Genomic DNA, 25386 nt, shown 5'->3' with positions numbered 1-25386 from the left:
ATGACACGGCAGACGGCGGGGGTTCTCTGGCTGACCGGCCTGTTGGCGCTCGCCGCCGTCTCGCTTTTCGTGGGCGTGATCGACATGGCGCCCGGCGATCTTTTCGCCGACCCCGAAGCGCTGCGCCTGCTGGCGCTCAGCCGCTTCCCGCGCACGGCGGCGGTGCTGATCACCGGGGCGTCGCTGGCGGTGGCGGGCACGATCATGCAGATGCTGGTGCGCAACCGCTTCGTCGAGCCGATGACGGCGGGCACCGGGCAGGGCGCGGCGCTGGGCATCCTGATCGCGGTGATCGTCACCCCCGCCGCGCCGCTCATGGCCAAGATGGCGCTGGCCTCGGCCACGGCGCTGGCCAGCACGCTCGGCTTTCTCGCCATGGTGCGCCGCCTGCCGCCGACCCAGCCGCTGCTGGTGCCGCTGGTGGGGCTGGTCTATGGCGGCATCATCGGCGCGGGCGTGACCTTCGTGGCCTACCAATACGACCTTCTGCAATATATCGACATCTGGATGACCGGCGAGTTTTCCGGCGTTCTGAAGGGGCGCTACGAGTTGCTCTGGATCGCCGCGCTGGTGGCGGTGCTGACCTATTTCGCCGCCGATCAGTTCGCCATTGCCGGGCTCGGGCGCACCGCCAGCGTGAGCCTTGGACTCAATTACGGGCAGGTGGTGCTGATCGGGCTGGTGGCGATCTCGATCGTCACCGCGCTCACCGTAGTCACGGTGGGGATGATCCCCTTTGTCGGGCTGGTGGTGCCCAATATCGTCTCGCGCCGGTTCGGCGACAATCTGCGCGCCACACTGCCGCTCACTGCGCTGATGGGCGGTGCGCTTACGCTGGCCTCCGACATTCTCGGGCGGCTCCTGCGCTATCCGTTCGAGATTCCGGTCGGCACCGTCTTCGGGGTGCTCGGCGCGCTGGTCTTCCTGTGGTTGCTCTATTCGGGGCCGCGCCATGCCAAGTGATCTGAGCCTGACGGGCGCCGCACCCGCGCCGCTGCGCCGCCTTCTGCCTGGCCAGAATGCCCGCCGCCTCGCGCTGCTGGCGCTGCTGCTGGCCGTCAGCGCCGCGCCTTACATGACGCTGGGGTCGCGCGGCAACTGGGGCTTCGTTCTGCCCTTCCGGGGCGCCAAGCTGGCCGCGCTGGTGCTGGTCGGCATGGCGGTTTCGACCTCGACGGTGCTGTTTCAGACCATCACCCGTAACCGCATTCTCACCCCCTCGATCATGGGGTTCGATGCGCTCTATGTGATGATCCTGACCGGCGCGGTCTACCTGCTCGGCGGGCACGGGGTGATGCGGCTGCCGCCGACGGGGATATTCGTCGTCAATGCCGGGCTGCTCGTCCTCGCCTCGCTCGCGCTGTTCGGCACGCTGCTCGGGCGGGCCGGGCATGACCTGATGCGGATGGTGCTGACCGGCATCATCTTCGGCACGCTGTTTCGCTCGCTCACCTCATTCCTCCAACGGATGATCGACCCCAACGAATTTGCCGTGATCCAGGTGGGCTCCTATGCCCGCTTCACCCAGATCGACACCGACCTGCTGGCGATTTCCGCCGTCGTGCTGCTCGCCGCGATGGCCGCCGCCTGGGCCATGCGCCACCGGCTCGACGTGATCGCGCTCGGCCATGACGCGGCGATCAACCTGGGCGAAGACCCGCGCCGGGGGCAGATCCAGGCGCTGGTGCTGATCGCGGTGATGGTCTCGGTTTCCACCGCGCTGGTCGGCCCGGTCGCCTTTCTCGGCCTGCTGGTGGTCAGCCTCGCCCGGCTGATCACGCCCACGCCGTATCACGGCGTTCTGCTGCCCTCCGCCGGGCTCACCGCCGGGATCGTGCTGGTGGGCGGGCAGACGCTGATGGAGCGCGTGCTGGCGCTCTCCACCCCGCTGCCGGTGATCATCGACCTCGCCGGCGGCCTCGTCTTCCTGATCCTGCTTCTGAAAGGTCTGCGCCGATGATCCGCATCGAAAACGTCTCCTTCGCCCATGGCGCCGCGCCGGTCCTGCACGATATCAGCCTCGACATCCCGCGCGGCGGCATCACCGCGCTGGTGGGCGCGAACGGCGCGGGCAAGTCCACGCTCTTGTCGCTGATCGCCCGGCTCGCGCCGCTGCAAGGCGGGCGGATCGTGGTGGACGATCTCGAGGTCGGTGCCTGCCGCTCCGACGAGTTGGCGCGCAAACTGGCGATCCTGCCGCAAACCGCCGATGCCGCGCCCCGGCTGACGGTGCGCGAACTGGTGGGGTTCGGGCGCTACCCCTATCACAAGGGCCGGCCCGGGCGGGATGACCACGCCAAGGTGGAGGCGGCGATTGCGGCCTTCGAACTCGGCGCGCTGGCCGACCGCCCGCTCGACACGCTCTCGGGCGGCCAGCGCCAACGCGCGCAGGTGGCGATGACCTATGCGCAGGACACCGATTATGTGCTGCTCGACGAGCCGCTGAACAATCTCGACATCGCCGGTTCCCGCGCGCTGATGCAACTTTTGCAACATCTGGCGCGCGAACATGGCCGCACCATCGTGGTGGTCTTGCACGATCTCAACTATGCCAGCGCCTATGCCGACCACCTTGTGACGATGCGCGCGGGCCGGATCGCCGAGGCGGGCCACCCGACCGAGGTGGTCACCGCCGACATGCTGCGCGACACGTTCGGCACCGAAGCCGGCGTGCACCACGTCAACGGTGCGCCGGTGGTTCTGGTCTGAACACCGCCGCAGGGCGCGGCCTGACGTAAGGCCATATCCGGGCGCGGGGGCGATGCGGCCAGTCCGGCGGGTGCCGGTCGCTCACGATGGTCTCTTGCGGACGTAGAGCTCCATCCGGTGATGGACGATCTCATAGCCAAGCTCGGCGGCGATGTCGGCCTGGAGCTGCTCGATCCGGTCGGAGCAGAATTCGACCACCTCGCCGGTGTCGATGTCGATCATATGATCGTGGTGCGCCGTCTCGGCATGTTCGAACCGGGCCGGAGCACCCCCGAACATGTGGCGCAGGATGACCCCTTGCTCCTCCAGCGCGGTGAGCGTGCGATAAACCGTCGACAACGAAATCCCCGGCACCTGCGCCTCGGCCCGGCGCTGCAACTCCGGCGCGTCGGGGTGGTCGTCGGCCTCGGCCAGAACATCAAGAAGCGCCGCGCGCTGGCGGGTGATCCGCACCCCGGCATGGCGCAGCGCGTCGGTCAGTCTCAGGGTGCGTTTCTCTGCTTTCGTCATGGTGCGACTGTTCCATAGCCGGGTGTGCGCGGCAAGCTCTTGTTGCAAATCGTTCGCAACTGGCTTGACAGTTGCAAGTCATTCCTAGATGCAGGAAGGGTGAACCGGACTTAGGGAGTCCCCATGCAGATTCGACGATTGGCGCTGATCCTCGCCGCCACCTTCCTTACCGCTCCGGCTCCTGCCGCCGACGAAAAGCTCAAGGTGGTGACCACCTTCACCGTGATCGCCGACATGGCGCAGAATGTGGCGGGGGAGGCGGCCGAGGTGGTTTCGATCACCAGGCCCGGCGCCGAGATCCACGGCTACCAACCGACCCCGCGCGATCTGATCAGGGCGCAGGATGCCGATCTGATCCTGTGGAACGGGCTGAATCTGGAGCGCTGGTTCGAGCAGTTCTTTGCCAATCTCGCCGATGTACCGGCGGCGGTGGTCTCGGACGGGGTCGAGCCGATGCCGATCGCCGGCGGAGATTACGACGGCAAGCCCAATCCGCATGGCTGGATGGCGCTCTCGTCGGCGCTGATCTATGTCGACAACATCGCCGCCGCGATGGCGGCGGAAGACCCGGACAATGCCGGGATCTACGCCGCCAATGCCGATGCCTACAAGGCCGAGATCGCCGCCATGATCGGCCCGCTGCGCGATGCGGCGCTGGCGCTGCCGGAAGATCGCCGCTGGCTGGTGACCTCGGAAGGCGCCTTTTCGTATCTCGCGCGGGATTTCGGGCTGACGGAGCTCTTTCTCTGGCCGATCAATGCCGATGCCCAGGGCACGCCGCAACAGGTGCGCGCGGTGATCGACGCGGTGCGGGCGCATGACATTCCCGTGGTCTTTTCCGAAAGCACGGTGTCGGACAAGCCGGCGAGGCAGATCGCCCGCGAGACCGGGGCCGCCTATGGCGGGGTGCTCTATGTCGACAGCCTGTCGGAGCCGGACGGGCCGGTGCCGAGCTATCTCGATCTGCTGCGGGTGACATCCGAAACCATCGTGAACGGACTCAGGGAATGACGGACGGTATCCGCGCAGCGGGCCTCACGGTGACCTATCGCAACGGCTTCACGGCGCTCAGCGATGCCAGTTTCGCCGTTCCAACCGGCACCATCACTGCGCTGGTGGGGGTGAACGGGGCGGGTAAATCGACGCTGTTCAAGGCGCTGATGGGCTTTGTGCCGGTGGCGCGCGGAACGGTGGAGATTCTCGGCCAGCCGGTGCGCGCGGCGATGAAGGCCCAGGCGGTGGCCTATGTGCCGCAGGCCGAGGAGGTGGACTGGTCGTTTCCGGTGCTGGTGGAAGACGTGGTGATGATGGGGCGCTACGGCCATATGGGCCTGTTGCGCCGCCCCCGGCCGGCCGACCGCGCGGCGGTGGATGCCGCTCTGGCGCGGGTCGGGATGACCCCGTATCGCCACCGGCAGATCGGCGAGCTGTCGGGCGGGCAGAAAAAGCGCGTCTTCCTCGCCCGGGCGCTGGCGCAGGATGCGCGGGTGATCCTGCTCGACGAGCCCTTTACCGGGGTGGATGTGCAGACCGAGGAGCAGATCGTCGCCCTGCTGCGCGACTTGCGGGGCGAGGGCCGGGTGATGCTGGTGGCCACCCATAATCTCGGCTCGGTGCCGGAGTTTTGCGACCGGGTGGTGCTGGTGAAAGGCACGGTGCTGGCCCATGGGCCGACCGACGAGGTTTTTACCCCCGACAATCTGCAGGACGCCTTTGGCGGCGTGCTGCGCCACTTCCTGCTGGAAGGCAAGCGGCTGCACGACGACGACGACCCGCGCCGGCTTGAAGTGATCACCGACGACGAGCGCCCGCTCGTGGTCTATGACCAGCGCACCCGCAGGCTGGAGGGCGGCGAATGAGCCTGCTGCTGGAACCCTTCGCCTATGGCTATATGACCAACGCGATCTGGGTCACCGCGCTTGTCGGCGCGGTTTGCGCGTTTCTCTCCGCCTATCTGATGCTCAAGGGCTGGTCGCTGATCGGCGATGCGCTTTCGCATTCCGTGGTGCCGGGCGTTGCCGGGGCCTATATGCTGGGCCTGCCCTTCGCGCTCGGCGCGTTCCTGTCGGGCGGGCTGGCGGCGCTGGCGATGCTGTTTCTCCAATCGCGTTCGGGGTTGAAGGAGGATGCGGTGATCGGCCTCATCTTCACCTCCTTCTTCGGGCTGGGGCTGTTCATGGTCTCGCTGAACCCGATGGCGGTGTCGGTCCAGACCATCATCATGGGCAATGTGCTGGCGATCTCGCCCGGTGACACGCTGCAACTTGCGATCATCGGCGGCATCTCACTGCTGATCCTGCTGGCGAAGTGGCGCGATCTGCTGGCGGTGTTCTTTGACGAGGCCCATGCCCGCTCGATCGGGCTCAATGCCGGGGCGCTCAGGGTGGTGTTCTTCACCCTGCTTGCCGCCTCCACCGTGGCCGCGATGCAAACGGTGGGCGCGTTTCTGGTGATCGCGCTCGTCGTCACCCCCGGCGCCACCGCCTACCTGCTGACCGACCGCTTCCCGCGTCTGATCGGGATTTCGGTGGCCATCGGCACGGTGACCTCCGGGTTCGGCGCCTATCTGAGTTATTTTCTCGACGGGGCGACCGGCGGCGTGATCGTCACGCTGCAAACGGCCCTGTTCCTCGCCGCCTTCGTCTTCGCGCCGACCCACGGGATGCTGGCGGCCCGGCGCCGGGCCCGCGTGGCCCGGACGGAGGCCGCATGATTGACGCGCTGCTGCTGCCCTTTCAGTTCCCTTTCATGCAGAACGCCTTTCTGATTACCGTGCTGATCGCGCCCGCCGCGGCGATGCTCTCGGCCTTTCTCGTGCTCAAGGGCTGGTCGCTGATGGGCGACGCCACCTCGCACGCGGTGCTGCCCGGCGTGGTGCTGGCCTATGCCGCCGGTATCCCCCTGCTGATCGGCGCTTTCGCCGCGGGCATGGTGATGGCGCTCGGCGCGGGGTTCATCCAGGAGCACAGCCGGGTGAAGCAGGATACGGTGCTGGGCGTGGTCTTTTCCGGCATGTTCGGCCTTGGCGTGGTGATCTACACAAGGATCGAGACCGATATGCATCTCGACCATATCCTGTTTGGCAACATGCTCGGCGTCGGCGCGGGCGATCTGTGGACCTCCGGGCTGATCGCCGGCGCGGTGGCGCTGGTGCTCGCGCTGGTCTGGCGCGATCTGCTCGCCCATGCCTTCGACCCGGTGCAGGCGCGGATGATCGGGCTGCGCACCACGCTGCTGCATTACGGGCTGCTCATCCTGCTGTCGGCCACCATCGTGGCGATGCTCTCCTCGGTCGGGATCATCCTTGCCATTGCCTTCCTGATCGCCCCCGGCGCCATCGCCTTTCTGCTGACGCGCCGCTTTCCCGCGATGATGGCGGTTGCCGTCGCCGCCGCTTTGCTGGCCGGGGTCACAGGGATCTATGCGAGCTTCTGGCTCGACAGCGCCCCGGCCCCGACCATCGTGCTGGCGCTCATGACGATGTTTCTCATTGCGCTGTTGCGGCGCGCCTGACCGGCGCCCTTGTCAGATGCGAAACAGCGGCGGGGCGATCAGTCCGTGGACACTGGCTTCATCGTGTTCAACCACGCCAGTTATCCGCATCTGACGCGGCTGCTCTCGGAGCACGATGTGCCGGCAGTCATGAGTGACGTGAGTTTAGGCGCGCCTTTCGCGCAGCGCAGTCTGCTGAGGCCCGCCTTTCCCGGGATGCTGCGCGACCGGCCTGCCCCCGGTGGCCGGGCGATGACAGAGGCGAATTACACCGGCGCGCTGCGCCTGCCAGTCGCGATTGCGGTCTTTCCTCCAGGGTGTGCTTGTGTTTGCCGGCGCGGTCTGCGATCACGTTAGTGTCTGCGGGGTCACCGCCCCGCGATCGAAGTCTGTACGGACCCAAACTTCGAGTTGCCGAATGAAACGGGAATATATCGAGGTCGCGCGGCAGGCCGCGTTGCTTTCAACCGCACCTGATTCCGTGGTCGAGGTGGTGCTGGCGCGCGCCTCGGTCACGCATTGGGAGCGTGGCGCGACGATCTTTTCGCAGGACGATCCTGCCGATGCGATCCACATCGTGATCGACGGCTGGATCAAGCTCTATCGGATCGCCCCCTCCGGCTCGGAGGCGGTGGTGGGCGTGTTTACCAAAGGGCAGAGCTTCGGCGAGGCCGTCGCCCTGCAGGGCACGCGCTATCCGGTCTTCGCCGGCACCGCGACCGATGCGACGGTGATGCGGATCGAGGCCAACGAGTTGCGCAAACAGCTCTATAACAGCCCCGAAGTGGCCATCTCGATGCTCACCGCGACCTATGCGCATCTGCACCATCTCGTGGCCCAGATCGAACAGCTCAAGGCCCAGACCGGGCCGCAGCGGCTGGCGGATTTTCTGCTTGATCTCACCAAGACGAATATCGGCCCCTGCTCGGTGCAATTGCCCTATGACAAGGTGCTGATCGCCGGGCGTCTCGGGATGAAGCCCGAAAGCCTGAGCCGGGCCTTTTCAAAGCTCAAGGAACAGGGCGTGCAGGTGAGCCAGAATTTCGCTGAAATCGAGGATGTGCAGGCGCTGCGCGCCTATGCCGAGCGCGACCGGGCCGAATCCTGGCACCGGGATTGAGCTTCGCGCCGTGACAGGGTGGAAGGAAGCGGTGACCGCCGCTCCCTTCCCGTCTCGGCCGCCGTCCTTGTCGGACCTCAGTGGGACGGTTGCCTGGACCTGACGCCGCCCGCCCATATGACGGGATTGGCGGGGCCGGGCGCCCGCAGGGGCGCACGGGAGAGCTCCCCGCCGTGGCGGTGCACGAAAAAAGTCTCGGCGCAGGGCGCCTGCCGGTCCTTAACAAAAGTCAATCTGCCGCAGTCCGGGCAGGGGGCGTCAGCGGTGCGCGGTCGGCCCTTGGGCCGAGGAAGGCGGGCACCATCCCCGCCACGTAGAGGCCGAAGGCGAAGATCCAGAGCGCACCGGCAGTCAGCGTGGCGGGGAAATAGAACGCGCCGGAGAGCTCCGAGGCGGCCATGCGCAGGAGCGCCGCCACCGGGATCAGCGCATAGGCCAGCGCCACCGGCCCCGGCGCCACCAGTGGCCGCCCGGTATGGCCCAGCGTGGCGCGCGACATCATCGCCAGCGTCATGCCGCCGATCCCGCCGATGCCCAGCAGATGCAGCGCACCGACCTCGCTGAGCGCGGTGAAGCGTGACGCTCCGATCGCGATCAGCCCGAGCCCGACCAGAGCCGCCGAGAGGTGCAGCGTGGCGAGGATCGGCTGGCGGGCGGCAAAGCGCAGGCCCCAGCGGCGCTGGCGCAAAAGCTGCCCGGCCCCCGTCACGATGGCCACGAGCGCGGCCAGTGCGGTGCCGGGGAGCAGGAGCGCGCTGAGCGGCAGCAGCATGGCGGCGGCGATCATCACCGGGGTGAAGATTGCCGCGTCACGGGGCAGGGCGGCCTCGGGCGTGCCGGCGCGGTGCATGGCGTTGCGGGTGAAGGCGGGGGTGACGCGGCCACCGATGACCAGCACCATGCCCGCCAGCGCCATCAGCCCGGCGCGCGGCCCGTCGATCTCGCCCGCGTCCCACAATCCGGCCCAGCCGAGATGGGTGGCGAGATTGGCCAGCCAGAACAGGCTGAGGAAGATGAGAAACACCGCGTTTTGCGGCTTCGGGCGCTTGACGAGCAGGAGCGCCACCTTGGTCCAGAGGATCGGCAGGAAGGCGAGGTCGGCCAGCGCCACGCCCCACCAGGGCAGCGCGCCCGATACCCACAGCGCCAGCCGCCCGGCAAACCAGGCTGCGGCCGCGACCGCGATGAACCAGTGCCGCGCCGCGCCGCCGCCCGTCCAGCTTGGCACCGCCGTCAGCAGAAAGCCTCCGAGCGCCGCCGAGCCATAACCGAACACGAGTTCATGGGCGTGCCATTCATGCGGCGGCATGGCGAAGGGGATCGCGGTGACGAAGCCGCCGGTATAATGCACGCCGAGGTAAAGCTCCCACCAGGCTAGCGCGGCGATGGCGAACAGCCCCGCGAACAGGAAGAAGATCCGAAACCCTTCGCTGAACAGCCGCCGAACGGCCTCACCCGCGTTCGCCATTGCACGTCTCCTGCATCGCTGACATGGCACGATCATAGCGCGGCGCGGCGTGGGTTGGCTTGACAAAAATCAATTGTCGCGCGGGAAAGCTGTGCAAGATTGGGTTTGCACGGGACCACTCCGGACTGGACGGCACCCGCGCGGCGGGTTTCTCCATCTCCCCCGCGCGGTGTGTCGGTTCAGACGGGCGCGGCCCCCCCTTCGTCACCGCACGCCACCGGAGCCCCGTGCTATCTATCCTGCAAGAGCGGCTGGTTCAGGCCGCGGATTTCAGCGCCCCACGCCGCGCCGCGAGATGCGCGCCACCGATGAGCAGGAGCGCGACGAAGCTCACCACCACGGCATAGATCAGCCTTCGCCGCCCCGGCATATGTCACCACGCGGCGCTTCCTTATCTGGTGGGTGCCGAAGCTTGTCAGATCATAGCGCGGCGCGATCCGGTCGAACAGACCGGTCACGGCGCTTTGCCGCTCCGCCTCGGAGACGGTGCCGGCCCCGAAGGTCGTTTTCATCTGGTCGAGATGTGTCGCGCGTTCCATCGTCGGTCGTTTTGTCGTTTCCCGGCAGGGCTTAGCATGTGGGCCGGGGCGCGGACTTGACTTTTCTCAAACTACGGTGTCTGAGAGACGTTATATTGATATAACACTCCGCCGCGCCGCTGCCCGGCTCAGAAAAAGGCCAAGCCGTGACCCACGCACAGAACAGATCAGGGATCGTGCCGGCCATCCTCGCGGGTGTCGCCGGTATTTTCGGGCTTGCCACGCTCGTGGCCGCGTCAGGCGTTCTGTTTGGCCCCGACGCCGCGCGGGCGCGGGCGGGCGACATCGTGCCCTTCGTCGTGTGGTTCAACCTGTTTGCGGGCGTCGCCTATCTTGTCGCGGCGGCGGGGCTGTGGCTGGCCCGGCGCTGGGCGGTGCCGCTGGCCTGGGCGATCACCGCCGCCACCGCCGCCGTGGCGGTGGCGTTTGGCTGGCAGGTCTGGCAGGGCGTCGCCTTCGAGCCGCGCACCGTCGGGGCGCTGGCCCTGCGCACGCTCGTCTGGCTGGTTATTTCCGCAATCGCATCGGTGAGGGCCCGCCAATGACCGACCATCCGCAGGGCCGCAAGGCCGAAATCCTCGATACCGCGCTGGCGCTCGCCTTCGAAGGCGGGCCGAACCGGGTGACCACCGTGGCCATTGCCGAACGCCTTGGCCTGACCCAGCCCGCGATCTATCGGCATTTCCGCTCCAAGGCCGATCTCTGGGCGGCGATCACCGACCGGCTCGGCGCGGAGGTGGGGGCGAACATGGCGCGGGTCGAGGCGATGCCGGGTCCGGCGCTGGAGCGGCTGCGCGCGCTGGTGCTCGGCCATCTCGCGCTGATCCAGCGCACGCCGGCGCTGCCCGAAATCATGCTGGCGCGCGATCCGGGCAGCGCCGATGCGGTGGTGCGCGTGGCGATGCAGGCGCGCATGGCGGCGTTTCAGAAAATGCTGACCGGCCTGTGCGACGCGGCCCAGGCCGAAGGCGCGATGCGCCGCAACATCAGCGCGCGTGACCTGGCCGCGCTGATCATGGGCGTTCTGCAAAGCCTGGTTCTGCGGCTTCTGCTGAGCCGCAACCCCGACCTCATCGTCGAAGATGGCGAACGCCTGCTCGACCTTCAGATTGCCGCCTTCGCGCGGGAAAGCGAGAGCTGATGCGCAACGGCCTGAAACTCGTTCTTGTCACCCTGCCGCTGATCGCGGCCGGTGCGGGCTATCTCGCCTATACGATCCAGACCAAGGCGCCGCCGGCGCAAATCGCGCGGGAGGAACGCCGCGCGGCGGTGCGGGTCGTCACGGCCCGCGAGGGGGCGCTGTCGCCGGTGCTGATCGGCTATGGCCTTGTCACGCCGGCCAGCAGTTTCGACGCCATCGCACAGGTCGGCGGTCAGGTGGCCTGGGTCAACCCGGCGCTGCAACGCGGTGCGATCCTGCCCGCCGGGGCCGTGCTTCTGCGCATCGCGGACGAGGATTACGCGCTCGCCGTGGCGCAGTCCGAGGCCAATATCCGCGCGGCGGAGGCGAAGCTGACCGAGCTTGTGGTGTCGGAAGACAACCAGCGCGCGGCGCTCGACATCGAAATGCAGACATTGGCGCTGAAGGCGGCGGAGCTTGACCGGGCCGAGCGGCTCAACGCCAGCGGCGCGCTGCCGGAGGCCGGGCTCGATGCCGCCCGCGCCGCGCATCTGGCGCAGCGCCAGAAGGTGCAATCCATCGAGAGCGCGCTGGCGCTTCTGCCGGTCCAGCGCGCGGTGCAGGACGAGCAGATCGCGGTTTCGCGCGCGGCGCTGGAGACGGCCCGGCTCAACCTCGCGCGCACCGAGATCACGCTGCCGTTCGAGGCGCGGGTGGCGAGCGTTTCGGTCGAGGTTGGCCGCTATCTGCGGGCCGGTGAAGTGGCGGCGGTGCTCGACGAGACCGAGACCGCCGAGATCGAGGCGCAGGTGCCGGTGGCGCGTCTGCGCGAGCTGTTGCGCCTGTCCGGCCCGGAGGCCGGGGCCTATGCCGCCGATCCGACAACCATGACCGATGTGCTGCAGGGGCTGGGCCTGTCTGCCGAAGTGCGTCTGGCGATGGACGATGGCCCGCTGGTCTGGCCCGCCCGCGTCGCGCGCGTCAGCGATACGATCGACATTCAGACCGGCACGCTCGGGGTTATCGTCGAGGTCTCGGGCGCCTATTCCGGCGCGGTCCCGGCTGAGCAGCCGCCGCTGACGAAGGGCATGTTCGTCGAAGTGGCGATCACCGGGCGTCCGGTGGCGGGGTTTGTCGTGCCGCGCGCGGCGCTCGACGGCGACAGGCTGCACCTTGTCGGTGACGGCGAGCGCCTCGAAGAGCGCCGCGTCACCCCGCTGCTGGTACAGAACGATCTGGCGGTGATCGGCGCCGGGCTGGAGGCCGGCACCCGCGTGGTGGTGAGCGATATCCCGATGGCGATTCCGGGCGCCTTGCTCGACCCGGTCGAGGATGCCGCCCTGACGGCCCGGATCGGGGCGGTGAAATGATCCGCTTCTTTGCCGGCCACCCGACGATCGCGAACCTGCTCATGATCGGCTTTCTCGTCGCGGGCCTGCTCGCCGGCCCGACGCTTCTGCGCGAAACCTTTCCGCGCGCGGCGGCCACGGAGGTGGAGATATCGGTGCCCTATCCCGGCGCCCGGCCTGAAGACGTGGAGGCCGGCATCTGCGAGCGGATCGAATCCGCCCTCGATGCGGTGACCGATCTCGACAGCAGCGCCTGCGAATCCCGCGAAGGGCTTGCGCGCGGCGTGGCGCGGATGCGCGAAGGGGCCGATTATCAGGGCTTCGTCGCGGAAGTGACCGCCGAGGTCGAGGCGATCACGGATTTTCCCGCGCGGGCCGAACCGCCCGAGCTGCGCCCGCTCGGGCTGACCGATTTCGTCGCTTCGGTGGCGGTCACCGGGCCGGATGACCGGCCCGCGCTGGAAGCCTATGCCGAAGACCTGCGCAGCCGGATGCTGCGCTGGGGCGGCATTCCGATGGTCGAGATCCGGGGCTTTCCCACGCTGGAGCTGCGCATCGAATTGCGGCCCGCCGCCCTGCGCCAATACGGTATTTCGGTGTCGGATGTGGCCCGCGCGGTGGCGGCGGAGAGCCTCGACATGCCGGCGGGCAGCATCGACACCGAGGCCGGCTCGTTTCTGATCCGCGTCGCAGAGGAGCGCCGCGATCCGGCCGCGCTCGCCGATATCGTGGTGCGCGCCTCGGCGGGGGGCGGGCAGGTGCGGCTGGGCGAGATTGCGCGGGTGAGCGAAAGCTATGCCAATGCCGACGACGCGATCTTCTACAATGGCCGGCCCGCCGCAATGCTCGACATCACCAAGACCCGGGCGGAGGATTCGCTGAAGACGATTGACGCGCTCAACCTGTTTCTCGACGCCGAGCGCGCCGCTGCGCCACCGGGCGTGACCCTCGATATCACCTCGGACGGCGCCACGGTGATCCGCGAGCGGCTGTTGCTGGTGGTGGTCAACGGGGCACAGGGCCTGGCGCTGGTCTTTGCCGTGCTCTGGCTGTTCTTCGGGTTGCGCTTTGCCTTCTGGGTCGCTGCCGGGCTGCCCGTGGCCTTCATGGGTGGTGTCGCGATCATGGCGCTGTTTGGCTATTCGCTGAACCTGATGACCACGATCGGCCTGCTGATCGTCATCGGGCTGTTGATGGACGATGCGATCGTGATCTCGGAGAATATCGCGCGTCACCGCGAGCGGGGCGTTGCGGCGCTCGATGCGGCGGTGGCCGGGGCGAAGCAGGTCTTTCCCAACGTTCTGGCCTCTTTCGCCACCACGGCGATGATCTTCGGCTCGCTCGCCTTCCTGAAGGGCGATCTCGGCGCCGTGCTTCGGGTGGTGCCGGCGGTGATGCTGTTCGTGCTCACCGTGTCGCTGGTCGAAGCCTTTCTGATCCTGCCGCATCACCTGCTGCACAGCCTCGACGGCAAACGCTCCGGCTGGCTTGCCGCGCGGGTCGATGCCGGGGTGGACCGCCTGACGGCCTGGACGGGGGCGCTGGCCGACAAGGTGATCCGCGCCCGCTACGCGGTGGTGGGGATCAGCGTGACGATCCTGCTGGTGGCCGTTGCCCAGCTCGCCGGGGGCACGCTGAAATTCACCGCTTTTCCCGAGCTCGATGGCGATGTGATCGAAGCGCGCGTTCTGCTGCCGCAGGGCACACCGATCGGGCGGACCGAAGAGGTGGTGGCCAGGCTTCTGGCGGGGCTCGATCAGGTAAATGCCGGGGCGCCGCAACCCGGCGGCGCCGCGCTGGTGCAGGGGGTGACGGTCAGCTATGGGGTGAACCGCGACTCGTTTGAGGCCGGTCCGCATCTGGCCACCGTGTCGGTCGATCTGCTGGCCTCGTCCGTGCGCAATCTGCGGCCCGATCCGATCATGGAAGCATGGCGCGGCGCGGTTGGCCAGGTGCCCGATGTGCTCAACCTGACCTATGCCGAGAGCACCATCGGCCCTGCCGGCATCGCGCTCGATATGCGGCTCAAGGGCGACGATCTTGGGGCGCTGAAAGCGGCGGGCGCGGAGCTGACCGACTGGCTGGCGGGCTATGACGGCGTTACCTCCGTGCTGGACGATCTGCGCCCGGGCAAGACCGAGCTTCGGGTGACGCTCACCGAGGCGGCCGGCCCGATGGGGGTTACCGCCGCGATGGTCGCCGACCAGCTGCGCGCCGCCTGGTTCGGCACGACGGTGAGCGAGATGCAGGTGGACGGCCGGTCTGTCGAGGTGACGGCGCAGTTCGCCGAGGATGCCGCCGCCCGGATGCGCAGCTTTGACGATTTCGTCGTCACCCGGCCCGATGGTTCGGCGGTTCCGCTTCCCGTGGTCGCCACGGTCGAGACCGGGCGTGGCGTGGCGCGGATCAACCGTGAAGACGGCGAGCGGACGGTGACCGTACAGGGCAGCATCGACACCCGCCTTGCCAATGCCAATGCCATCGTCTCCGACACCCTGGCGCGCTTCGTGCCGGACCTGCTGGAGCGTTACCCCGGTATCGCGCTCGACGTCGAAGGTCAGCGCGCCGAGGCGACCACCACGCAGATGTCGATGGTGAAGGGGTTCGCCATCGGCCTTGTCGGGGTATTCATGCTGCTGAGCTTCCAGTTCCGTTCCTATTATGAGCCGGTCGTGGTGATGCTGGTGATCCCGTTCGCGCTCGCGGGCACGATATTCGGTCATATCGCGATGGGCCTCGATTTTTCGATGCCGTCATTGCTGGGCTATGTCGCGCTTGCGGGCGTGGTGGTGAACAACTCGATCCTGCTGGTCGATTTCATCAAGCACGAATATGCGGCCGGACCGGGCGGGGTGACCGGGGCGGCGTCGCGCGCGGTGCGGGCGCGGTTCCGGGCGATGTTCCTGACGACGACCACCACCGTCGCCGGCCTGATCCCGATTCTCACCGAGACGAGCCTGCAGGCGCAGATTCTTGTGCCGCTGGTGGCGAGCCTGGTCTTTGGCCTGATCGCGGCATCGCTCGTGGTGATCCTCGTGCTGCCCGCCGTTTTCGCCATCCTCGACGATTTCGGACTGACGACCCTGTCGGAGCCCGCGCCGGACCGCCTTTCGGCATCGCCGGAGGGGGCCTAGCCGGTGCTCCAGGCGCGCGGCTGGCGCATGCCCGCAATCTTGCAGGCCTGTTTCACGTAGCCATAGGGGAACAGCGCGAAGAACCGCGCCCGTCCGCCGGACACATCGGTCTTGTGGCGGGAAGCGAGGAAGCGGAAGGCAAAGCGGGCATCCGCCGCGATGCCGTGCTCGTCGAGATAGTCGCGCATGAAGCGGATCACGGCCCAGTGCTCGTCGTTCAGCGCTACGCCCTCCTCGTCGGCGAACTGGCGGGCGATATCCTCCGTCCACATCTCGGGGTCCACCAGGTAGCCGGCCTCGTCGCGCAGGATCGAATGTCCGGCGATCACTTGCGTCGTCAGCTTGTCGGGGCGGGTTCTCATCGCGCTGTCCTCCCTTGGCGCACCCGGCCGCGGCGGGGCGTTGCCTTCGGCCTCATAAAGAGGTATTGTGAATACCTGTTTACACGCATCACCGGGTCTTGCCAACATCCAATACGGACAGAACAGATGCGTTTGACTTCCTTCACCGATTATGGCCTGCGGGCCCTGATGCAGCTTGCGGCGGAGCCGGCGCGGCTGTTTACCACCGACGAGATCGCCGGGGCCTTCGGCATTTCACGCAACCATCTGAAGAAAATCGTGCAGGAACTTTCAGCGGCCGGGATCGTCGTGACCCAGCGCGGCGCCAATGGCGGCTTCCGGCTGGCCCGGCCCCCCGATCAGATCGGCCTTGGCGAGATCGTGCGGGTGCTGGAGGCGCGCTCGGCGCTGGTGGAATGCTTCCGCGCCGATGGCGGGGCCTGCGTGCTGAACGGCGCCTGCGGGCTGAAGACACGCCTCAACGCGGCCCGCGAGGCCTTTCTGCGCGACCTCGACCGCTCGACGCTGGCCGATTGCGCGCTGCCGCCAGCGCGGGTGGGGCAGGACCTTGCTGCGCCTTAGAGATCAGGTGCCGGGCGCGCGCCACATCGAGGTGGTGACGCCCTCATCCACCAGCGCCTTCTGTGCCGCATAGGCCACCTGCCAGCGCTCCCGCGCCTCGTCGTAAACCCCACGGTTGGCCGGGTTCGGCTCCACCGTGCGGTCCCATTCCACGAAGGTGCGGCCCGCTTCGGGCAGGTTGGCGAACTGGCCGATGCCGGTGGCCGCCGCCGCCGCGCCGCCAAGCGCCGTGGCCTCGCGCACCCTGGGGATGCGGATCTGCCGTCCGGTCACATCGGCCACGATCTGCGGCCAGAGCCGCCCCTTGGAGGCGCCGCCGGCAAGGATCAGCGCGCCGGAGCCGCCGACGCCGGCGAATTCCTCGACCCGCGCGAGGTTGATCGCGGCGACGATGGCGGCGTTTTCCTGGATCGCGCGGAACATCGAGCCCTTGTTGGCGATGGCGGGATCAATCGAGAGGTTCAGGAACGAGGGCGCGGCGTGATACCAGTTGCCGAAATCCATCGCGTCGGAAAACACCGGGATAATCCCGTGTGCGCCCGCGGGCACTTCCATTGCGAGGTCTTCCATCAGCTCATAGGCATCGCGGCCCTGCTCAGCGGCCTTGCGGATTTCCTCCTGGCAGAAGGCATCGCGGAACCAGCGCGCGGTGAGGCCGACGAAGAAGCTGATCGCCTCGGCCTGGTTCATCTGCGGCACGGCGGCGGAATTGACGCGCAGCCGCATCGTCTTGTCGACCGAGCCGGGCGGGATGTTGACCACCTGCTGCCAGAAGGTGCCGCCGAGCACCGCCGCATCGCCCAGATCCAGCACGCCGAGCCCGACCGAGCCAAGCTGCACGTCGCCGCCGCCCGCCACCACCGGCGTGCCCTCGGCAAGCCCGGTCTCGTCCGCCGCCGCGCGGGTGACGGTGCCGATCGCCGTGCCCGGCTCCACCACGCGGGGGAACATCGCCCGGTCCAGCCCGGCCAGCGAGATCAGCTCGTCCGACCAGTCGCGCCGGGCGAGGTCCATCAGCCCGTTGGTCGAGCCGTTGGTGGGCTCGACGGTGATTTCGCCGGTCATCCGCGCGGCGATCCAGTCATTCACCATCGAGATCGAGCGGACCTGCGCAAACAGGTCGGGCCGGTGCTTTTGCAGCCATGTCAGCCGGGGCAGGGCGCCGAGCGCGAAGGTCTCGCCGCTCACCTCGTAGAAGCGGCGCTCGTAATCCGCCGAGCGCGTGCGCAGCTCCGCCACCTCCGCCGAGGCGCGGCTGTCGACATTGGCGCAGGCCCAGACCTCGCGCCCGTCATCGCCATAGAGCACGATCGCCTCGCGCATCGAGGTCGAGCTGATCGCGGCGATATCCTTGCCGGTCAGCCCGCAAGCCTTGAGCGCCCCGGCGATGACCCGCTTCACCCGTGCCCAACCGCCCGCCACGTCGAAGGCCATCGAGCCGGGCACGCCCGCTTCGGGCAGATGCGTCCATTCCTCCTGGCTCACGCCGATCTGGCGGCCGTCACGGTCGAACACCACGGCGCGGACGCTTCCGGTGCCCGCGTCGAGAACAAGCAGATGCGTGCTCATCCCTTCCTCCTCAAAAGCTCCCGTGCCGTTGTTTCGTCGGTCACCAGGATGTTGGCCAGCCGCCCGCGCAGCAGCCCGAGGATGGCCTCGATCTTCTGCGGGCCGGCGGCAGCGGCGGCGACGTTGGGAATCCGGCGCATATCGTCCGGCCGCACCGCGACGACATGACGGTGCAGGTCGAGATCGAGGATATGGCCGTCGGCATCGTAGAAGTAGCCCAGCACATCGCCCACCGCGCCGCGCCGGGCGAACAGCTCCACCTCGGCGCTGGTGCAATAGCCGTAGCGCACCAGCGTGGCGGTGTTCGACACCGAGCCGACGCCGATCAGCGCGATCCGGGCGGTGGCGGCCATGTCGAGCACATGGCGCACATAGGGTTCGATGCGCAGCATCTCGGCCAGTTCCGGCGACGAGACGCGCAGCGGCGTGGGGATCAGATGGGCGTTGTTCTGCGGCCCGTAGAGCCCGGTATTGCCGATATAGGCCGAGACGCCGCCGGTGAGGCTGACCAGCGAAATGTTGCTGTTGGGAAAGACCGGGGCCATGTAGCGCAGGGTGCTGGTCGTCGCCTCGCCCCAGCCGATGGCGAGCAGGTCGTTCGGCTCGAGCTTCTGCACCAGAAAGCTCGCCGCCGCCCGCCCGATCCGGGGCGTGACCGGCGCTTCGTCGAAGGCCGGCACCACCCGCGCATCGGCCAGGCCGAACGCGTCGGCCAGTTCCTGCTGCAGCGTCAGGCAGCCGCCATAGGGGGAATTGATCCGCAGTTCGATCAGGCCGGTCTGGCGGCCCTTTTCGAGCAGGCGCGAGACCTTGATGCGTGAGACCCCGAGGATTTCGGCGATCTGATTCTGTGTCAGCCCATCGTTGTAATAGTGCCAGGCGGCGCGGGTGATCTGCTCGATCTCGTCGGTATCGGGCAGCTCTTCGGTCCGGAATTGCTGGGTCATGGTCGGATCTCGGTCATTCGCCGGGATACGATCATTTGTAAGGCTGTGTGTCAATACACTCAGACAAACCCTGCTGATTTGGCGGGCATATCGCCGCATTCCTACGCAATTCTGTTGACAGGTGTGTTCAAATGTTTTTCGATGAAGCATATGAACAGTGACCGGACTCGGGTCCAGGTTGCGTTGACGTTGCGGGAAGGGGAGGCGACCGATGTTTGTGCAACTCGTCCACATCAGGATCAAACCGGGGCGGATCCAGGATTTTCTCGATGTGTTCCGGGTGAACTTCGACGGCACCCGCGCCGAGCCGGGCAATTACCGCTTCGACGTGCTGCAGGACCCCGAAGACGACCATCACTTCGTGATCTACGAAGCCTTCGAGAGCGAGGCCGCCGTGGATGAACACCGCAAGACCGAACATTACAGGAAGACCGTGGAGGGCCTCGCCGAGCTGATGACGACGGGCACCCGCGAGAAGGATTATTTCCGCATGGTCATGCCCGATCATGCGGCGGCCCTGGCCGGAGCGTAAGCCGATGACCAACGTGTCGACCGACAGCCTCCGTAACCGCTGCCGCGGCATCAGCGCCGGCATTTTCGCCGCGCCCCTCGGGCAACTCGAAGGTGCCGTTGCGGCGCTGCAGGGCTATGGCGGCAAGGTGCTGCATTTCGACGTGATGGATGGCGTTTTCGTCCCCGGCCTCACCGGCGGCCCCGGCTTTGTGAAGGCGCTGGGAGCGGGGATGCTGCGCGATGTGCATCTGATGGTCGCCGATCCCGCCGCCCATGTGGACGGCTTTGCCGATGCCGGTGCCGACATCATCACTGTTCATGCCGAGGCGCCCACCGCCGAAGAGGCGCTGCTGGCGGTGCGCGCGGCCTCGTCGCGGCTTGGCCGGCCGATCCTGGCCGGGCTGGGCGTGATGCCGGGCACGCCGCCGGAGGCGCTTGCGCCGCTGCTCGCGCTCGGGCCCGATCTGATCCTTGTCCTCGCGCTCGATCCGCGCGACGGCGCGCCCGCCGATCTGGAGCGCGCCGGCGAGCGGCTGCGCGCGATTGCCGCGATGGCCGCGCCGGCGCGCCCGGTGATGGCGATCGACGGCGGGGTTACCGCCGCCACCATCGACACCGCTGCCGCGTCCGGCGCCGATCTGATCGTATCGGGCAGCGCGATCTTCGGCGCGTCCGATCCTGCCGCCGCCTTTGGGCATCTGAGCGCCGCCATGGAGGCCGCCCATGCCGGCTGACACTGCAAAAACCACGCCCCTCGTGGCGCTGCGCGGCATCTGGAAGCTGTTCGAGAGCGTGACCGTGCTGCGCGGCATCGACTTCGAGATTCACCCCGGCCAGGTCCATGCCCTTCTGGGCGGCAACGGCTCGGGCAAGTCGACCATCGTCAAGATCATCTCGGGCGCCTATCAGCCCACCGCCGGAACCATCGAGATCGGTGGCGTGGCCGCGGTGCTTTCGCGCCCCTCCGAGGCCCATGCCAAAGGCATCTACATGGTGCCGCAGGAGCCGCATATCTTTCCGAACCTCTCGATCATGGAGAACCTCACCACCGGGCTTGCCGGCGATGTGGCCGCGAACGAGCAGAAGGCGCGGGACCTGGCGGGCGAGATCGGGCTGAACGTGGATTTCACCGCGCCGGGCGGCGAGCTTTCGATTGCCAATCAGCAGCTCGTCGAGATCGTGCGCGGGCTGATGCGCAATGCGCGGGTGCTGATCCTCGACGAGCCGACCTCGTCGCTCACCCGGCGCGAGGTGGCGAGCCTTGCCGGGCAGATCGCGCGGCTGACCGCGCAGGGCATCGGCATTCTGTTCATCTCGCACCGGCTGAATGAGGTGCTGGAGCTGTCGGATACGATCAGCGTGCTGCGCGACGGCCATTTCGTGCTGTCGGCCCCGGCCTCGGAGCTGAACGCCGAGATGCTGGTGGACGCGATGCTGCCCGAGGATTTCAAAGCCCCCGCCGCCGCCGCCGCCGAAATGGCTGCCAAGGCACATGACGATGCGCCGGTTCTGGAGGTGAACGGCCTGTCCGGCCAGACCTTCCGCGATGTGACCTTCAAGGTCTATCCCGGCGAGGTGGTGGGTATTTCCGGCGTGGTCGGCTCCGGGCGCACCGAGTTTGCCGAAGCGATCTACGGCATCGACACCGATGCCACCGGCGAGGTGATCATCGCCGGCCAACCGGCGCCGAAACGTTCGCCGCAGATCAGCCAGGAAATGGGCCTGGCCTATGTGCCGGAAGACCGCCATGCTCATGGCATCTTTCTTGAAGCGGGTTGCGGGCAGACCATTTCGGCTTCGCTGCTTTCGCTGCGCGGCGCGCGCTACATGTCGCACCGCGCCGAGCGCGATCTGGCGCACAGCTTCATCGACCGGCTGCGGATCAAGGTTTCCTCCGCCGGGCAGGTGGCGCGCACGCTTTCGGGCGGCAACCAGCAAAAGATCGTGCTGGCCAAGACGCTGGCCCCCGAGCCGCGCGTCATCATCCTCGACGAACCGACCCGCGGCATCGACGCCCGCGCGCGCCAGGACGTCTACCGCATCATCCGCGATCTGACCGCGAACGGCGTCGGCGTCGTGGTGATCTCGTCCGAAGTGGGCGAGATCGCCGAGGTGAGCGACCGGGTGATGATCATGAAGCGTGGCCGCCTGACCGAGCTGGCCGGGGGCGCCTGCGGCGTGGATCAGATCTCCGCCGCCACCTTCGACGTTCACGGGGGTGTTTCGGCATGATGAAGATCTTCAAGAGCCGCGAGTTCCTCGTTCTCGTCCTTCTGATCGTGATGATCCTCTCCGTCGCCACGGTCAACAAGGCCGTGCTCTACCCGTTCACGCTGATCAACATCGTCAACTCCTCGCTGTTCCTGATGCTGATCGCCATCGGCCAGATGTTCGTGGTCCAGACCCGCGGCATCGACGTGTCGGTGGGCGCGATTGCGGGCCTCGCCGCGGTGATCTTCGGCTTTGCGCTGAATGCCGGAATTCCGCTTCCGCTTTCCATGCTGCTGGCGCTGCTCACCGGCTTTGTCGGCGGCTTCATCAACGGGATCGGCGTGGCGATCATCGGCATTCCGCCGATCATCATGACGCTGGGCACGCTGGGGGCCTATCGCGGCTTCATGCGGGTGCTGACCGGCGGAAGCTGGATCGAGTCGATCCCGCAAAGCATCAAGTCCTTCGCCGTCACCCGCTATCTCAACGTGCCGCTGATGGTCTGGGCCGTGGCCATTCTGGTGATCGTCGTCGCCGTTCTGCTGTGGAAGATCAAACCGGCGCGCAACTTCTATGCGGTGGGCGACAATGCCGATGGCGCCTATCTGCTCGGCATCAACGTCACCGCCACCCGGATCGCCGCGTTTTCGCTCTCGGGTGTCTTCGCCGGTGCGGCGGCTATCGTCTTCGTCGGCCAGATCGGCTTTGTTCCGATGCAGACGGGCAATGGCCAGGAACTCAAGGCCATCGCCGCCGTGGTGCTGGGCGGGGTGAGCCTGATGGGCGGCACCGGCTCGATCTGGTCGGCGGTCATCGGCGCGCTGTTCCTGACGGCGGTCGATTCGATGATGATTTTCCTCAAGGTGCCGGGCTCGTGGAACAACGCCGTGGCCGGGGCGGTGCTGCTCGCCGTCGTGGTCTTCGACTATCTGATCCGCCGCACCGTGCGCAACCGCCAGCTCGCCGCGCGCGCCGCCGAAATGCGCCGCGCCGAGCAGGATGCCGAGCCTGGCCAGCCGATGGAGGCGCGCTCATGAAATCCGCAACCTGGTACAAGAGCTGGGAATTCATGCTCGCCGTCGCGCTGGTGCTCGAACTGGTGGTGCTCGGCCTGATCAACCCCGCCTTCCTCAACATCGAGAACCTGCTGTTCTCGACCAGCGATTTCGTGCACGTGATCATCGCCGCGGTGGGCCTCACCCTGGTGATCATGACCGGCGGTATCGACATTTCCGGCGTGTCGATCATGGGGCTTGCCTCGATCGTGCTGGGGCTGGCCTTCGTCGCCGGTGTGCCGATCGGGCTGGCCGTGGTGCTGGCGCTGGGCGTGGGCGCGCTTGCCGGGGCCTTCAACGGCACGGTGATCGCCGAGACGGATGTGAACCCGCTCGTCATCACGCTGGCCATGCTGTTCTTCTATGCCGGTGTCGCCACCGGCCTGCCGACGCTGCTCGACATGATGGGTTTCAGCGTGGCCGGGGCGGGCGGCTTCGAGGCCTATCAATACGAGGGCATCACCGGGCTGCCGAAAAGCTTCACCTGGATCGGCACCGGCGGGATCGGCTGGGTGCCGATGCCCCTGATCGTGACAGCGGTGATCGCCGCCGTCGCCACCTGGCTGATGCACCGCACCCGGTTTGGCCGCTTTCTCTACCTGATCGGCGTGAGCATGGATGTGGCGCGCTTCACCGGCGTGCCGGTCAAGCGGACGCTGGTGACGGTCTACGCGCTGAACGGGTTCGCCGCTGCCGCCGCCGGGCTGGTGCTGACCGCCTATTTCACCAATGCCCGCTCCGACCTCGGGGCCGAGGCGCTGCTCAACATCATCACCGCGGTGGTGCTTGGCGGATCGTCGATCTATGGCGGCCAGGGCTCGGTGCTCGGCACCTTCCTCGCCGGCCTCGTGCTCGGCTATCTGCGCCAGGGCCTGCTTGCCCTCGGCATCACCTCGGATGTGGTCCCGGTCATCGTCGGCGCCGTGCTCATCGGCACCGTGGCGCTGAAGATCGGCATGTCCAACCTCAACACCAGACGCGCCAACCGGGCGGCATACGAGACCGAACGGATGGCCATGACACAAAACGGCGGGTGAGCACCGGCTGCCCGCGAGAGAAGGCCGGGAAACGGCCCGGCAACAACGATTAACTCAAGTGGAGGAACCACAATGAAACTCGGAACCAGAATGATCGGTTTGGCCGCGGCGGCCCTGACCATTGGTCTGTCGGCGGGCACCGCCATAGCGCAGGACGCGCGCGTTGCGTTCATTCCCAAACTGACCGGCGTCGGCTTCTTCGAATCCGGCGGCAAGGGCGCGATGGCCATGGGCGAAGAGCTTGGCATCGAAGTGAAATACGATGGCCCGTCTGAAGCCTCGGTGTCGGGCCAGGTCGAGTTTATCAACAACTTCGTCAACCAGGGCTACAACGCGATCGCGATCTCGTCGCTCTCGCCGGACGGTCTGTGCGAAGCGCTGAACCGCGCGCAGGAAAAGGGCGTGAAAGTGCTGACCTGGGATTCGGACGTGAACCCGGAATGCCGCTCCTACTACATCAACCAGGGCACCGCCGAACAGCTTGGCGCGCTTCTGGTGCAGATGACGGCCGACCAGATGGACGATCCGACCGCGCCGAAGAAAGTGGCCTTCCACTATTCGTCGCCGACCGTGACCGACCAGAACCAGTGGGCTGAAGTCGCCAAGGCGATCATCGCCGAGCAATATCCGAGCTGGGAAATCGTGGCGACCGAGTTCTCCAACCAGGACGCCCAGAAAGCCGTGCAGGTGCCGACCGCGCTCTATCAGACCTACCCCGATCTCGACGCGATCATCTGCCCCGACGCCAATGCGCTGCCGGGTTCGGCTCAGGCGGCTGAAAACCTCGGCCTTGCCGGCAAGATCATCGTCACCGGCTTCTCGACGCCGAACACCATGCGGCAATACGTGAAATCCGGCACCGTCGGCCAGTTCGGCCTGTGGGACGTGGTCGTGCAGGGCAAGCTCTCGGTCTTCGTTGCCAACGAGCTGGTGAAAGGCGCGAGCTGGAATGTCGGCGATCAGATCGAGGTTCCCGGCATCGGCACTGTCGAAGTCAGCCCGAACTCGGTGCAGGGCTACGATTACGAAGCCGAAAACAACGGCATCATCCTGCTGCCGGAACGGACCGTGTTCACCGCTGAGAATATCGACAATTTCGATTTCTGAGCAGTGACCTCCCAGCCCGCCGCGCCTGACCCGCGGCGGGCACCCCATTTGCGGCCGGCGCGTTTCGCGTCGGTTTCACCGTTGCTCTAGAGAAAGGACACAAGATGGCGGATTTAGACGACATCAAGGACGGCAAGGATTTTGGACTGGACCGGCCTGCGGACGGGCATGGCTTTTTTCTGAAGGGCAGCGCGCATCTGGACTGGGGGATGAAGAACCGGCTGAGCCGGATCTTCAATCCGAAGACGGGGCGGACGGTGATGCTGGCCTTCGACCACGGCTATTTTCAGGGCCCGACGACGGGGCTTGAGCGGATCGACCTGAACATCGCGCCGCTTGCGGAATATGCCGATGTGCTGATGGCGACGCGGGGGGTGATGCGCTCGTCGATCTCGCCGGCGACGCAGAAGCCGCTGGTTCTGCGCGCCTCGGGGGGCAATTCGATCCTTGGCGAGTTGTCGAACGAGACGGTCGCGGTGGATATCGAGGACGGGCTGCGGATGAACGCGGCGGCGATGGCGGCGCAGGTCTATATCGGGGCGGAATACGAGCACCAGTCGATCAGGAACGTGATCAAGCTGAT

The 25386-nt window shown here is 67.1% G+C and carries 27 protein-coding genes; 21 read left to right on the top strand and 6 right to left on the bottom strand.

Features of this window, described 5'->3' with window-relative positions; genetic code table 11:
- The 3 genes from QMG28_RS15195 to QMG28_RS15185 are packed head-to-tail and all read left to right on the top strand — an operon-like array spanning position 1 to position 2709.
- Positions 1 to 963, top strand: a complete 963-nt coding sequence (locus QMG28_RS15195) for an ABC transporter permease (RefSeq protein ID WP_281843172.1) — start codon at positions 1 to 3, stop codon at positions 961 to 963.
- Positions 953 to 1960, top strand: a complete 1008-nt coding sequence (locus tag QMG28_RS15190; RefSeq protein WP_281843171.1) for an iron chelate uptake ABC transporter family permease subunit — start codon at positions 953 to 955, stop codon at positions 1958 to 1960. The genes QMG28_RS15195 and QMG28_RS15190 overlap by 11 nt, the downstream gene beginning before the upstream one ends.
- On the top strand, positions 1957 to 2709 hold the full coding sequence (locus QMG28_RS15185; RefSeq protein ID WP_281843170.1) for an iron ABC transporter ATP-binding protein: 753 nt from the start codon (positions 1957 to 1959) through the stop codon (positions 2707 to 2709). Before QMG28_RS15190 ends, QMG28_RS15185 begins: the two co-directional genes overlap by 4 nt.
- A gap of 81 nt (positions 2710 to 2790) precedes the next feature.
- On the opposite strand, the gene QMG28_RS15180 is transcribed toward QMG28_RS15185, so the two are convergent.
- The gene (locus QMG28_RS15180) at positions 2791 to 3219 is read right to left on the bottom strand and encodes a Fur family transcriptional regulator (protein WP_281843169.1); all 429 of its coding nucleotides are present in this window, start codon (positions 3217 to 3219) and stop codon (positions 2791 to 2793) included.
- A gap of 123 nt (positions 3220 to 3342) precedes the next feature.
- Between QMG28_RS15180 and QMG28_RS15175 the strand changes: the two genes are divergently transcribed.
- The 6 genes from QMG28_RS15175 to QMG28_RS15150 all read left to right on the top strand — a co-directional run bounded on the left by QMG28_RS15175 (position 3343) and on the right by QMG28_RS15150 (position 7831).
- Positions 3343 to 4230 (top strand): metal ABC transporter substrate-binding protein, encoded by an 888-nt coding sequence (locus QMG28_RS15175; RefSeq protein WP_281843168.1) that lies wholly within the window; start codon positions 3343 to 3345, stop codon positions 4228 to 4230.
- Complete coding sequence (locus tag QMG28_RS15170; RefSeq protein ID WP_281843167.1) at positions 4227 to 5078, top strand: manganese/iron ABC transporter ATP-binding protein; 852 nt, start codon at positions 4227 to 4229, stop codon at positions 5076 to 5078. The genes QMG28_RS15175 and QMG28_RS15170 overlap by 4 nt, the downstream gene beginning before the upstream one ends.
- A complete protein-coding gene (locus QMG28_RS15165; RefSeq protein WP_281843166.1) occupies positions 5075 to 5932 on the top strand; it encodes a metal ABC transporter permease in 858 nt (285 codons plus the stop codon). Before QMG28_RS15170 ends, QMG28_RS15165 begins: the two co-directional genes overlap by 4 nt.
- The gene (locus QMG28_RS15160; RefSeq protein WP_281843165.1) at positions 5929 to 6732 is read left to right on the top strand and encodes a metal ABC transporter permease; all 804 of its coding nucleotides are present in this window, start codon (positions 5929 to 5931) and stop codon (positions 6730 to 6732) included. The genes QMG28_RS15165 and QMG28_RS15160 overlap by 4 nt, the downstream gene beginning before the upstream one ends.
- A 45-nt stretch (positions 6733 to 6777) precedes the next feature.
- The gene (locus QMG28_RS20945) at positions 6778 to 7068 is read left to right on the top strand and encodes a hypothetical protein (protein WP_307726355.1); all 291 of its coding nucleotides are present in this window, start codon (positions 6778 to 6780) and stop codon (positions 7066 to 7068) included.
- A 61-nt stretch (positions 7069 to 7129) separates the two neighbouring features.
- Complete coding sequence (locus QMG28_RS15150; RefSeq protein WP_281843164.1) at positions 7130 to 7831, top strand: Crp/Fnr family transcriptional regulator; 702 nt, start codon at positions 7130 to 7132, stop codon at positions 7829 to 7831.
- Between the two features lie 229 nt (positions 7832 to 8060).
- Here the strand turns inward: QMG28_RS15150 and QMG28_RS15145 are convergent, their stop codons facing one another.
- Together QMG28_RS15145 and QMG28_RS15140 are read right to left on the bottom strand one after the other, a co-directional pair.
- Positions 8061 to 9299, bottom strand: coding sequence for an NnrS family protein (locus QMG28_RS15145; RefSeq protein ID WP_281843163.1), 1239 nt, complete (start codon positions 9297 to 9299; stop codon positions 8061 to 8063).
- Positions 9300 to 9529: 230 nt separating this feature from the next.
- Positions 9530 to 9811 (bottom strand): class I SAM-dependent methyltransferase, encoded by a 282-nt coding sequence (locus QMG28_RS15140; protein WP_281843162.1) that lies wholly within the window; start codon positions 9809 to 9811, stop codon positions 9530 to 9532.
- A gap of 173 nt (positions 9812 to 9984) precedes the next feature.
- On the opposite strand from QMG28_RS15140, the gene QMG28_RS15135 reads away from it, so the two are divergent.
- Genes QMG28_RS15135 through QMG28_RS15120 form a run of 4 tightly spaced genes read left to right on the top strand, consistent with a single transcriptional unit; the run spans position 9985 to position 15441 of the window.
- The gene (locus tag QMG28_RS15135) at positions 9985 to 10383 is read left to right on the top strand and encodes a hypothetical protein (protein WP_281843161.1); all 399 of its coding nucleotides are present in this window, start codon (positions 9985 to 9987) and stop codon (positions 10381 to 10383) included.
- Positions 10380 to 10979: a TetR/AcrR family transcriptional regulator gene (locus QMG28_RS15130; RefSeq protein ID WP_281843160.1), complete on the top strand. Its 600-nt coding sequence runs from the start codon at positions 10380 to 10382 to the stop codon at positions 10977 to 10979. The genes QMG28_RS15135 and QMG28_RS15130 overlap by 4 nt, the downstream gene beginning before the upstream one ends.
- Positions 10979 to 12328 (top strand): efflux RND transporter periplasmic adaptor subunit, encoded by a 1350-nt coding sequence (locus QMG28_RS15125; protein ID WP_281843159.1) that lies wholly within the window; start codon positions 10979 to 10981, stop codon positions 12326 to 12328. Before QMG28_RS15130 ends, QMG28_RS15125 begins: the two co-directional genes overlap by 1 nt.
- The gene (locus tag QMG28_RS15120; RefSeq protein ID WP_281843158.1) at positions 12325 to 15441 is read left to right on the top strand and encodes an efflux RND transporter permease subunit; all 3117 of its coding nucleotides are present in this window, start codon (positions 12325 to 12327) and stop codon (positions 15439 to 15441) included. The genes QMG28_RS15125 and QMG28_RS15120 overlap by 4 nt, the downstream gene beginning before the upstream one ends.
- Here QMG28_RS15120 and QMG28_RS15115 read toward each other — a convergent pair.
- A complete protein-coding gene (locus QMG28_RS15115) occupies positions 15438 to 15803 on the bottom strand; it encodes a TusE/DsrC/DsvC family sulfur relay protein (RefSeq protein WP_281843157.1) in 366 nt (121 codons plus the stop codon). The two genes, QMG28_RS15120 and QMG28_RS15115, sit on opposite strands and share 4 nt — an antisense overlap.
- A 126-nt stretch (positions 15804 to 15929) precedes the next feature.
- Between QMG28_RS15115 and QMG28_RS15110 the strand changes: the two genes are divergently transcribed.
- Positions 15930 to 16364 carry an RrF2 family transcriptional regulator gene (locus QMG28_RS15110; RefSeq protein ID WP_281843156.1) on the top strand — a complete coding sequence of 145 codons (435 nt, stop codon included), beginning with the start codon at positions 15930 to 15932 and terminating at the stop codon, positions 16362 to 16364.
- 3 nt (positions 16365 to 16367) lie between these two features.
- Here QMG28_RS15110 and lsrK read toward each other — a convergent pair whose 3' ends face one another.
- Both lsrK and QMG28_RS15100 read right to left on the bottom strand, forming a co-directional pair.
- A complete protein-coding gene (lsrK, locus tag QMG28_RS15105) occupies positions 16368 to 17933 on the bottom strand; it encodes an autoinducer-2 kinase (RefSeq protein WP_281843155.1) in 1566 nt (521 codons plus the stop codon).
- Positions 17930 to 18880, bottom strand: coding sequence for a sugar-binding transcriptional regulator (locus QMG28_RS15100; protein WP_281843154.1), 951 nt, complete (start codon positions 18878 to 18880; stop codon positions 17930 to 17932). The genes lsrK and QMG28_RS15100 overlap by 4 nt, the downstream gene beginning before the upstream one ends.
- Positions 18881 to 19091: 211 nt before the next feature.
- On the opposite strand from QMG28_RS15100, the gene QMG28_RS15095 reads away from it, so the two are divergent.
- From QMG28_RS15095 to QMG28_RS15065, 7 genes are all read left to right on the top strand, one after another.
- Positions 19092 to 19412, top strand: coding sequence for an antibiotic biosynthesis monooxygenase (locus tag QMG28_RS15095; RefSeq protein ID WP_281843153.1), 321 nt, complete (start codon positions 19092 to 19094; stop codon positions 19410 to 19412).
- A complete protein-coding gene (locus tag QMG28_RS15090) occupies positions 19387 to 20127 on the top strand; it encodes a ribulose-phosphate 3-epimerase (RefSeq protein ID WP_281843152.1) in 741 nt (246 codons plus the stop codon). The genes QMG28_RS15095 and QMG28_RS15090 overlap by 26 nt, the downstream gene beginning before the upstream one ends.
- The gene (locus tag QMG28_RS15085) at positions 20117 to 21625 is read left to right on the top strand and encodes a sugar ABC transporter ATP-binding protein (protein ID WP_281843151.1); all 1509 of its coding nucleotides are present in this window, start codon (positions 20117 to 20119) and stop codon (positions 21623 to 21625) included. Before QMG28_RS15090 ends, QMG28_RS15085 begins: the two co-directional genes overlap by 11 nt.
- The gene (locus QMG28_RS15080; protein ID WP_281843150.1) at positions 21622 to 22641 is read left to right on the top strand and encodes an ABC transporter permease subunit; all 1020 of its coding nucleotides are present in this window, start codon (positions 21622 to 21624) and stop codon (positions 22639 to 22641) included. The genes QMG28_RS15085 and QMG28_RS15080 overlap by 4 nt, the downstream gene beginning before the upstream one ends.
- On the top strand, positions 22638 to 23696 hold the full coding sequence (locus QMG28_RS15075) for an ABC transporter permease (protein WP_281843149.1): 1059 nt from the start codon (positions 22638 to 22640) through the stop codon (positions 23694 to 23696). The genes QMG28_RS15080 and QMG28_RS15075 overlap by 4 nt, the downstream gene beginning before the upstream one ends.
- A gap of 72 nt (positions 23697 to 23768) precedes the next feature.
- The gene (lsrB, locus tag QMG28_RS15070; protein ID WP_281843148.1) at positions 23769 to 24803 is read left to right on the top strand and encodes an autoinducer 2 ABC transporter substrate-binding protein LsrB; all 1035 of its coding nucleotides are present in this window, start codon (positions 23769 to 23771) and stop codon (positions 24801 to 24803) included.
- Between the two features lie 104 nt (positions 24804 to 24907).
- The coding region (locus QMG28_RS15065) for a beta/alpha barrel domain-containing protein (RefSeq protein WP_491850071.1) at positions 24908 to 25386 on the top strand (479 nt) is incomplete at its 3' end.

The sequence above is a fragment of the Sinisalibacter aestuarii genome, assembly GCF_027923545.1.
Classification (GTDB): Bacteria; Pseudomonadota; Alphaproteobacteria; order Rhodobacterales; family Rhodobacteraceae; genus Sinisalibacter; species Sinisalibacter aestuarii.
The sequence above is the reverse complement of the archived record's forward strand: the minus strand, read 5'-3'. Positions and strand labels throughout refer to the sequence as shown.

Excerpts from the sequence above, each read along its gene's own strand:
- QMG28_RS15195 (WP_281843172.1), top strand. The coding sequence starts at position 1 with ATGACACGGCAGACGGCGGGGGTTCTCTGGCTGACCGGCCTGTTGGCG.
- QMG28_RS15190 (WP_281843171.1), top strand. The coding sequence starts at position 953 with ATGCCAAGTGATCTGAGCCTGACGGGCGCCGCACCCGCGCCGCTGCGC.
- QMG28_RS15185 (WP_281843170.1), top strand. The coding sequence starts at position 1,957 with ATGATCCGCATCGAAAACGTCTCCTTCGCCCATGGCGCCGCGCCGGTC.
- QMG28_RS15180 (WP_281843169.1), bottom strand. The coding sequence starts at position 3,219 with ATGACGAAAGCAGAGAAACGCACCCTGAGACTGACCGACGCGCTGCGC.
- QMG28_RS15175 (WP_281843168.1), top strand. The coding sequence starts at position 3,343 with ATGCAGATTCGACGATTGGCGCTGATCCTCGCCGCCACCTTCCTTACC.
- QMG28_RS15170 (WP_281843167.1), top strand. The coding sequence starts at position 4,227 with ATGACGGACGGTATCCGCGCAGCGGGCCTCACGGTGACCTATCGCAAC.
- QMG28_RS15165 (WP_281843166.1), top strand. The coding sequence starts at position 5,075 with ATGAGCCTGCTGCTGGAACCCTTCGCCTATGGCTATATGACCAACGCG.
- QMG28_RS15160 (WP_281843165.1), top strand. The coding sequence starts at position 5,929 with ATGATTGACGCGCTGCTGCTGCCCTTTCAGTTCCCTTTCATGCAGAAC.
- QMG28_RS15150 (WP_281843164.1), top strand. The coding sequence starts at position 7,130 with ATGAAACGGGAATATATCGAGGTCGCGCGGCAGGCCGCGTTGCTTTCA.
- QMG28_RS15145 (WP_281843163.1), bottom strand. The coding sequence starts at position 9,299 with ATGGCGAACGCGGGTGAGGCCGTTCGGCGGCTGTTCAGCGAAGGGTTT.
- QMG28_RS15140 (WP_281843162.1), bottom strand. The coding sequence starts at position 9,811 with ATGAAAACGACCTTCGGGGCCGGCACCGTCTCCGAGGCGGAGCGGCAA.
- QMG28_RS15130 (WP_281843160.1), top strand. The coding sequence starts at position 10,380 with ATGACCGACCATCCGCAGGGCCGCAAGGCCGAAATCCTCGATACCGCG.
- QMG28_RS15125 (WP_281843159.1), top strand. The coding sequence starts at position 10,979 with ATGCGCAACGGCCTGAAACTCGTTCTTGTCACCCTGCCGCTGATCGCG.
- QMG28_RS15120 (WP_281843158.1), top strand. The coding sequence starts at position 12,325 with ATGATCCGCTTCTTTGCCGGCCACCCGACGATCGCGAACCTGCTCATG.
- QMG28_RS15115 (WP_281843157.1), bottom strand. The coding sequence starts at position 15,803 with ATGAGAACCCGCCCCGACAAGCTGACGACGCAAGTGATCGCCGGACAT.
- QMG28_RS15110 (WP_281843156.1), top strand. The coding sequence starts at position 15,930 with ATGCGTTTGACTTCCTTCACCGATTATGGCCTGCGGGCCCTGATGCAG.
- lsrK (WP_281843155.1), bottom strand. The coding sequence starts at position 17,933 with ATGAGCACGCATCTGCTTGTTCTCGACGCGGGCACCGGAAGCGTCCGC.
- QMG28_RS15100 (WP_281843154.1), bottom strand. The coding sequence starts at position 18,880 with ATGACCCAGCAATTCCGGACCGAAGAGCTGCCCGATACCGACGAGATC.
- QMG28_RS15095 (WP_281843153.1), top strand. The coding sequence starts at position 19,092 with ATGTTTGTGCAACTCGTCCACATCAGGATCAAACCGGGGCGGATCCAG.
- QMG28_RS15090 (WP_281843152.1), top strand. The coding sequence starts at position 19,387 with ATGCGGCGGCCCTGGCCGGAGCGTAAGCCGATGACCAACGTGTCGACC.
- QMG28_RS15085 (WP_281843151.1), top strand. The coding sequence starts at position 20,117 with ATGCCGGCTGACACTGCAAAAACCACGCCCCTCGTGGCGCTGCGCGGC.
- QMG28_RS15080 (WP_281843150.1), top strand. The coding sequence starts at position 21,622 with ATGATGAAGATCTTCAAGAGCCGCGAGTTCCTCGTTCTCGTCCTTCTG.
- QMG28_RS15075 (WP_281843149.1), top strand. The coding sequence starts at position 22,638 with ATGAAATCCGCAACCTGGTACAAGAGCTGGGAATTCATGCTCGCCGTC.
- lsrB (WP_281843148.1), top strand. The coding sequence starts at position 23,769 with ATGAAACTCGGAACCAGAATGATCGGTTTGGCCGCGGCGGCCCTGACC.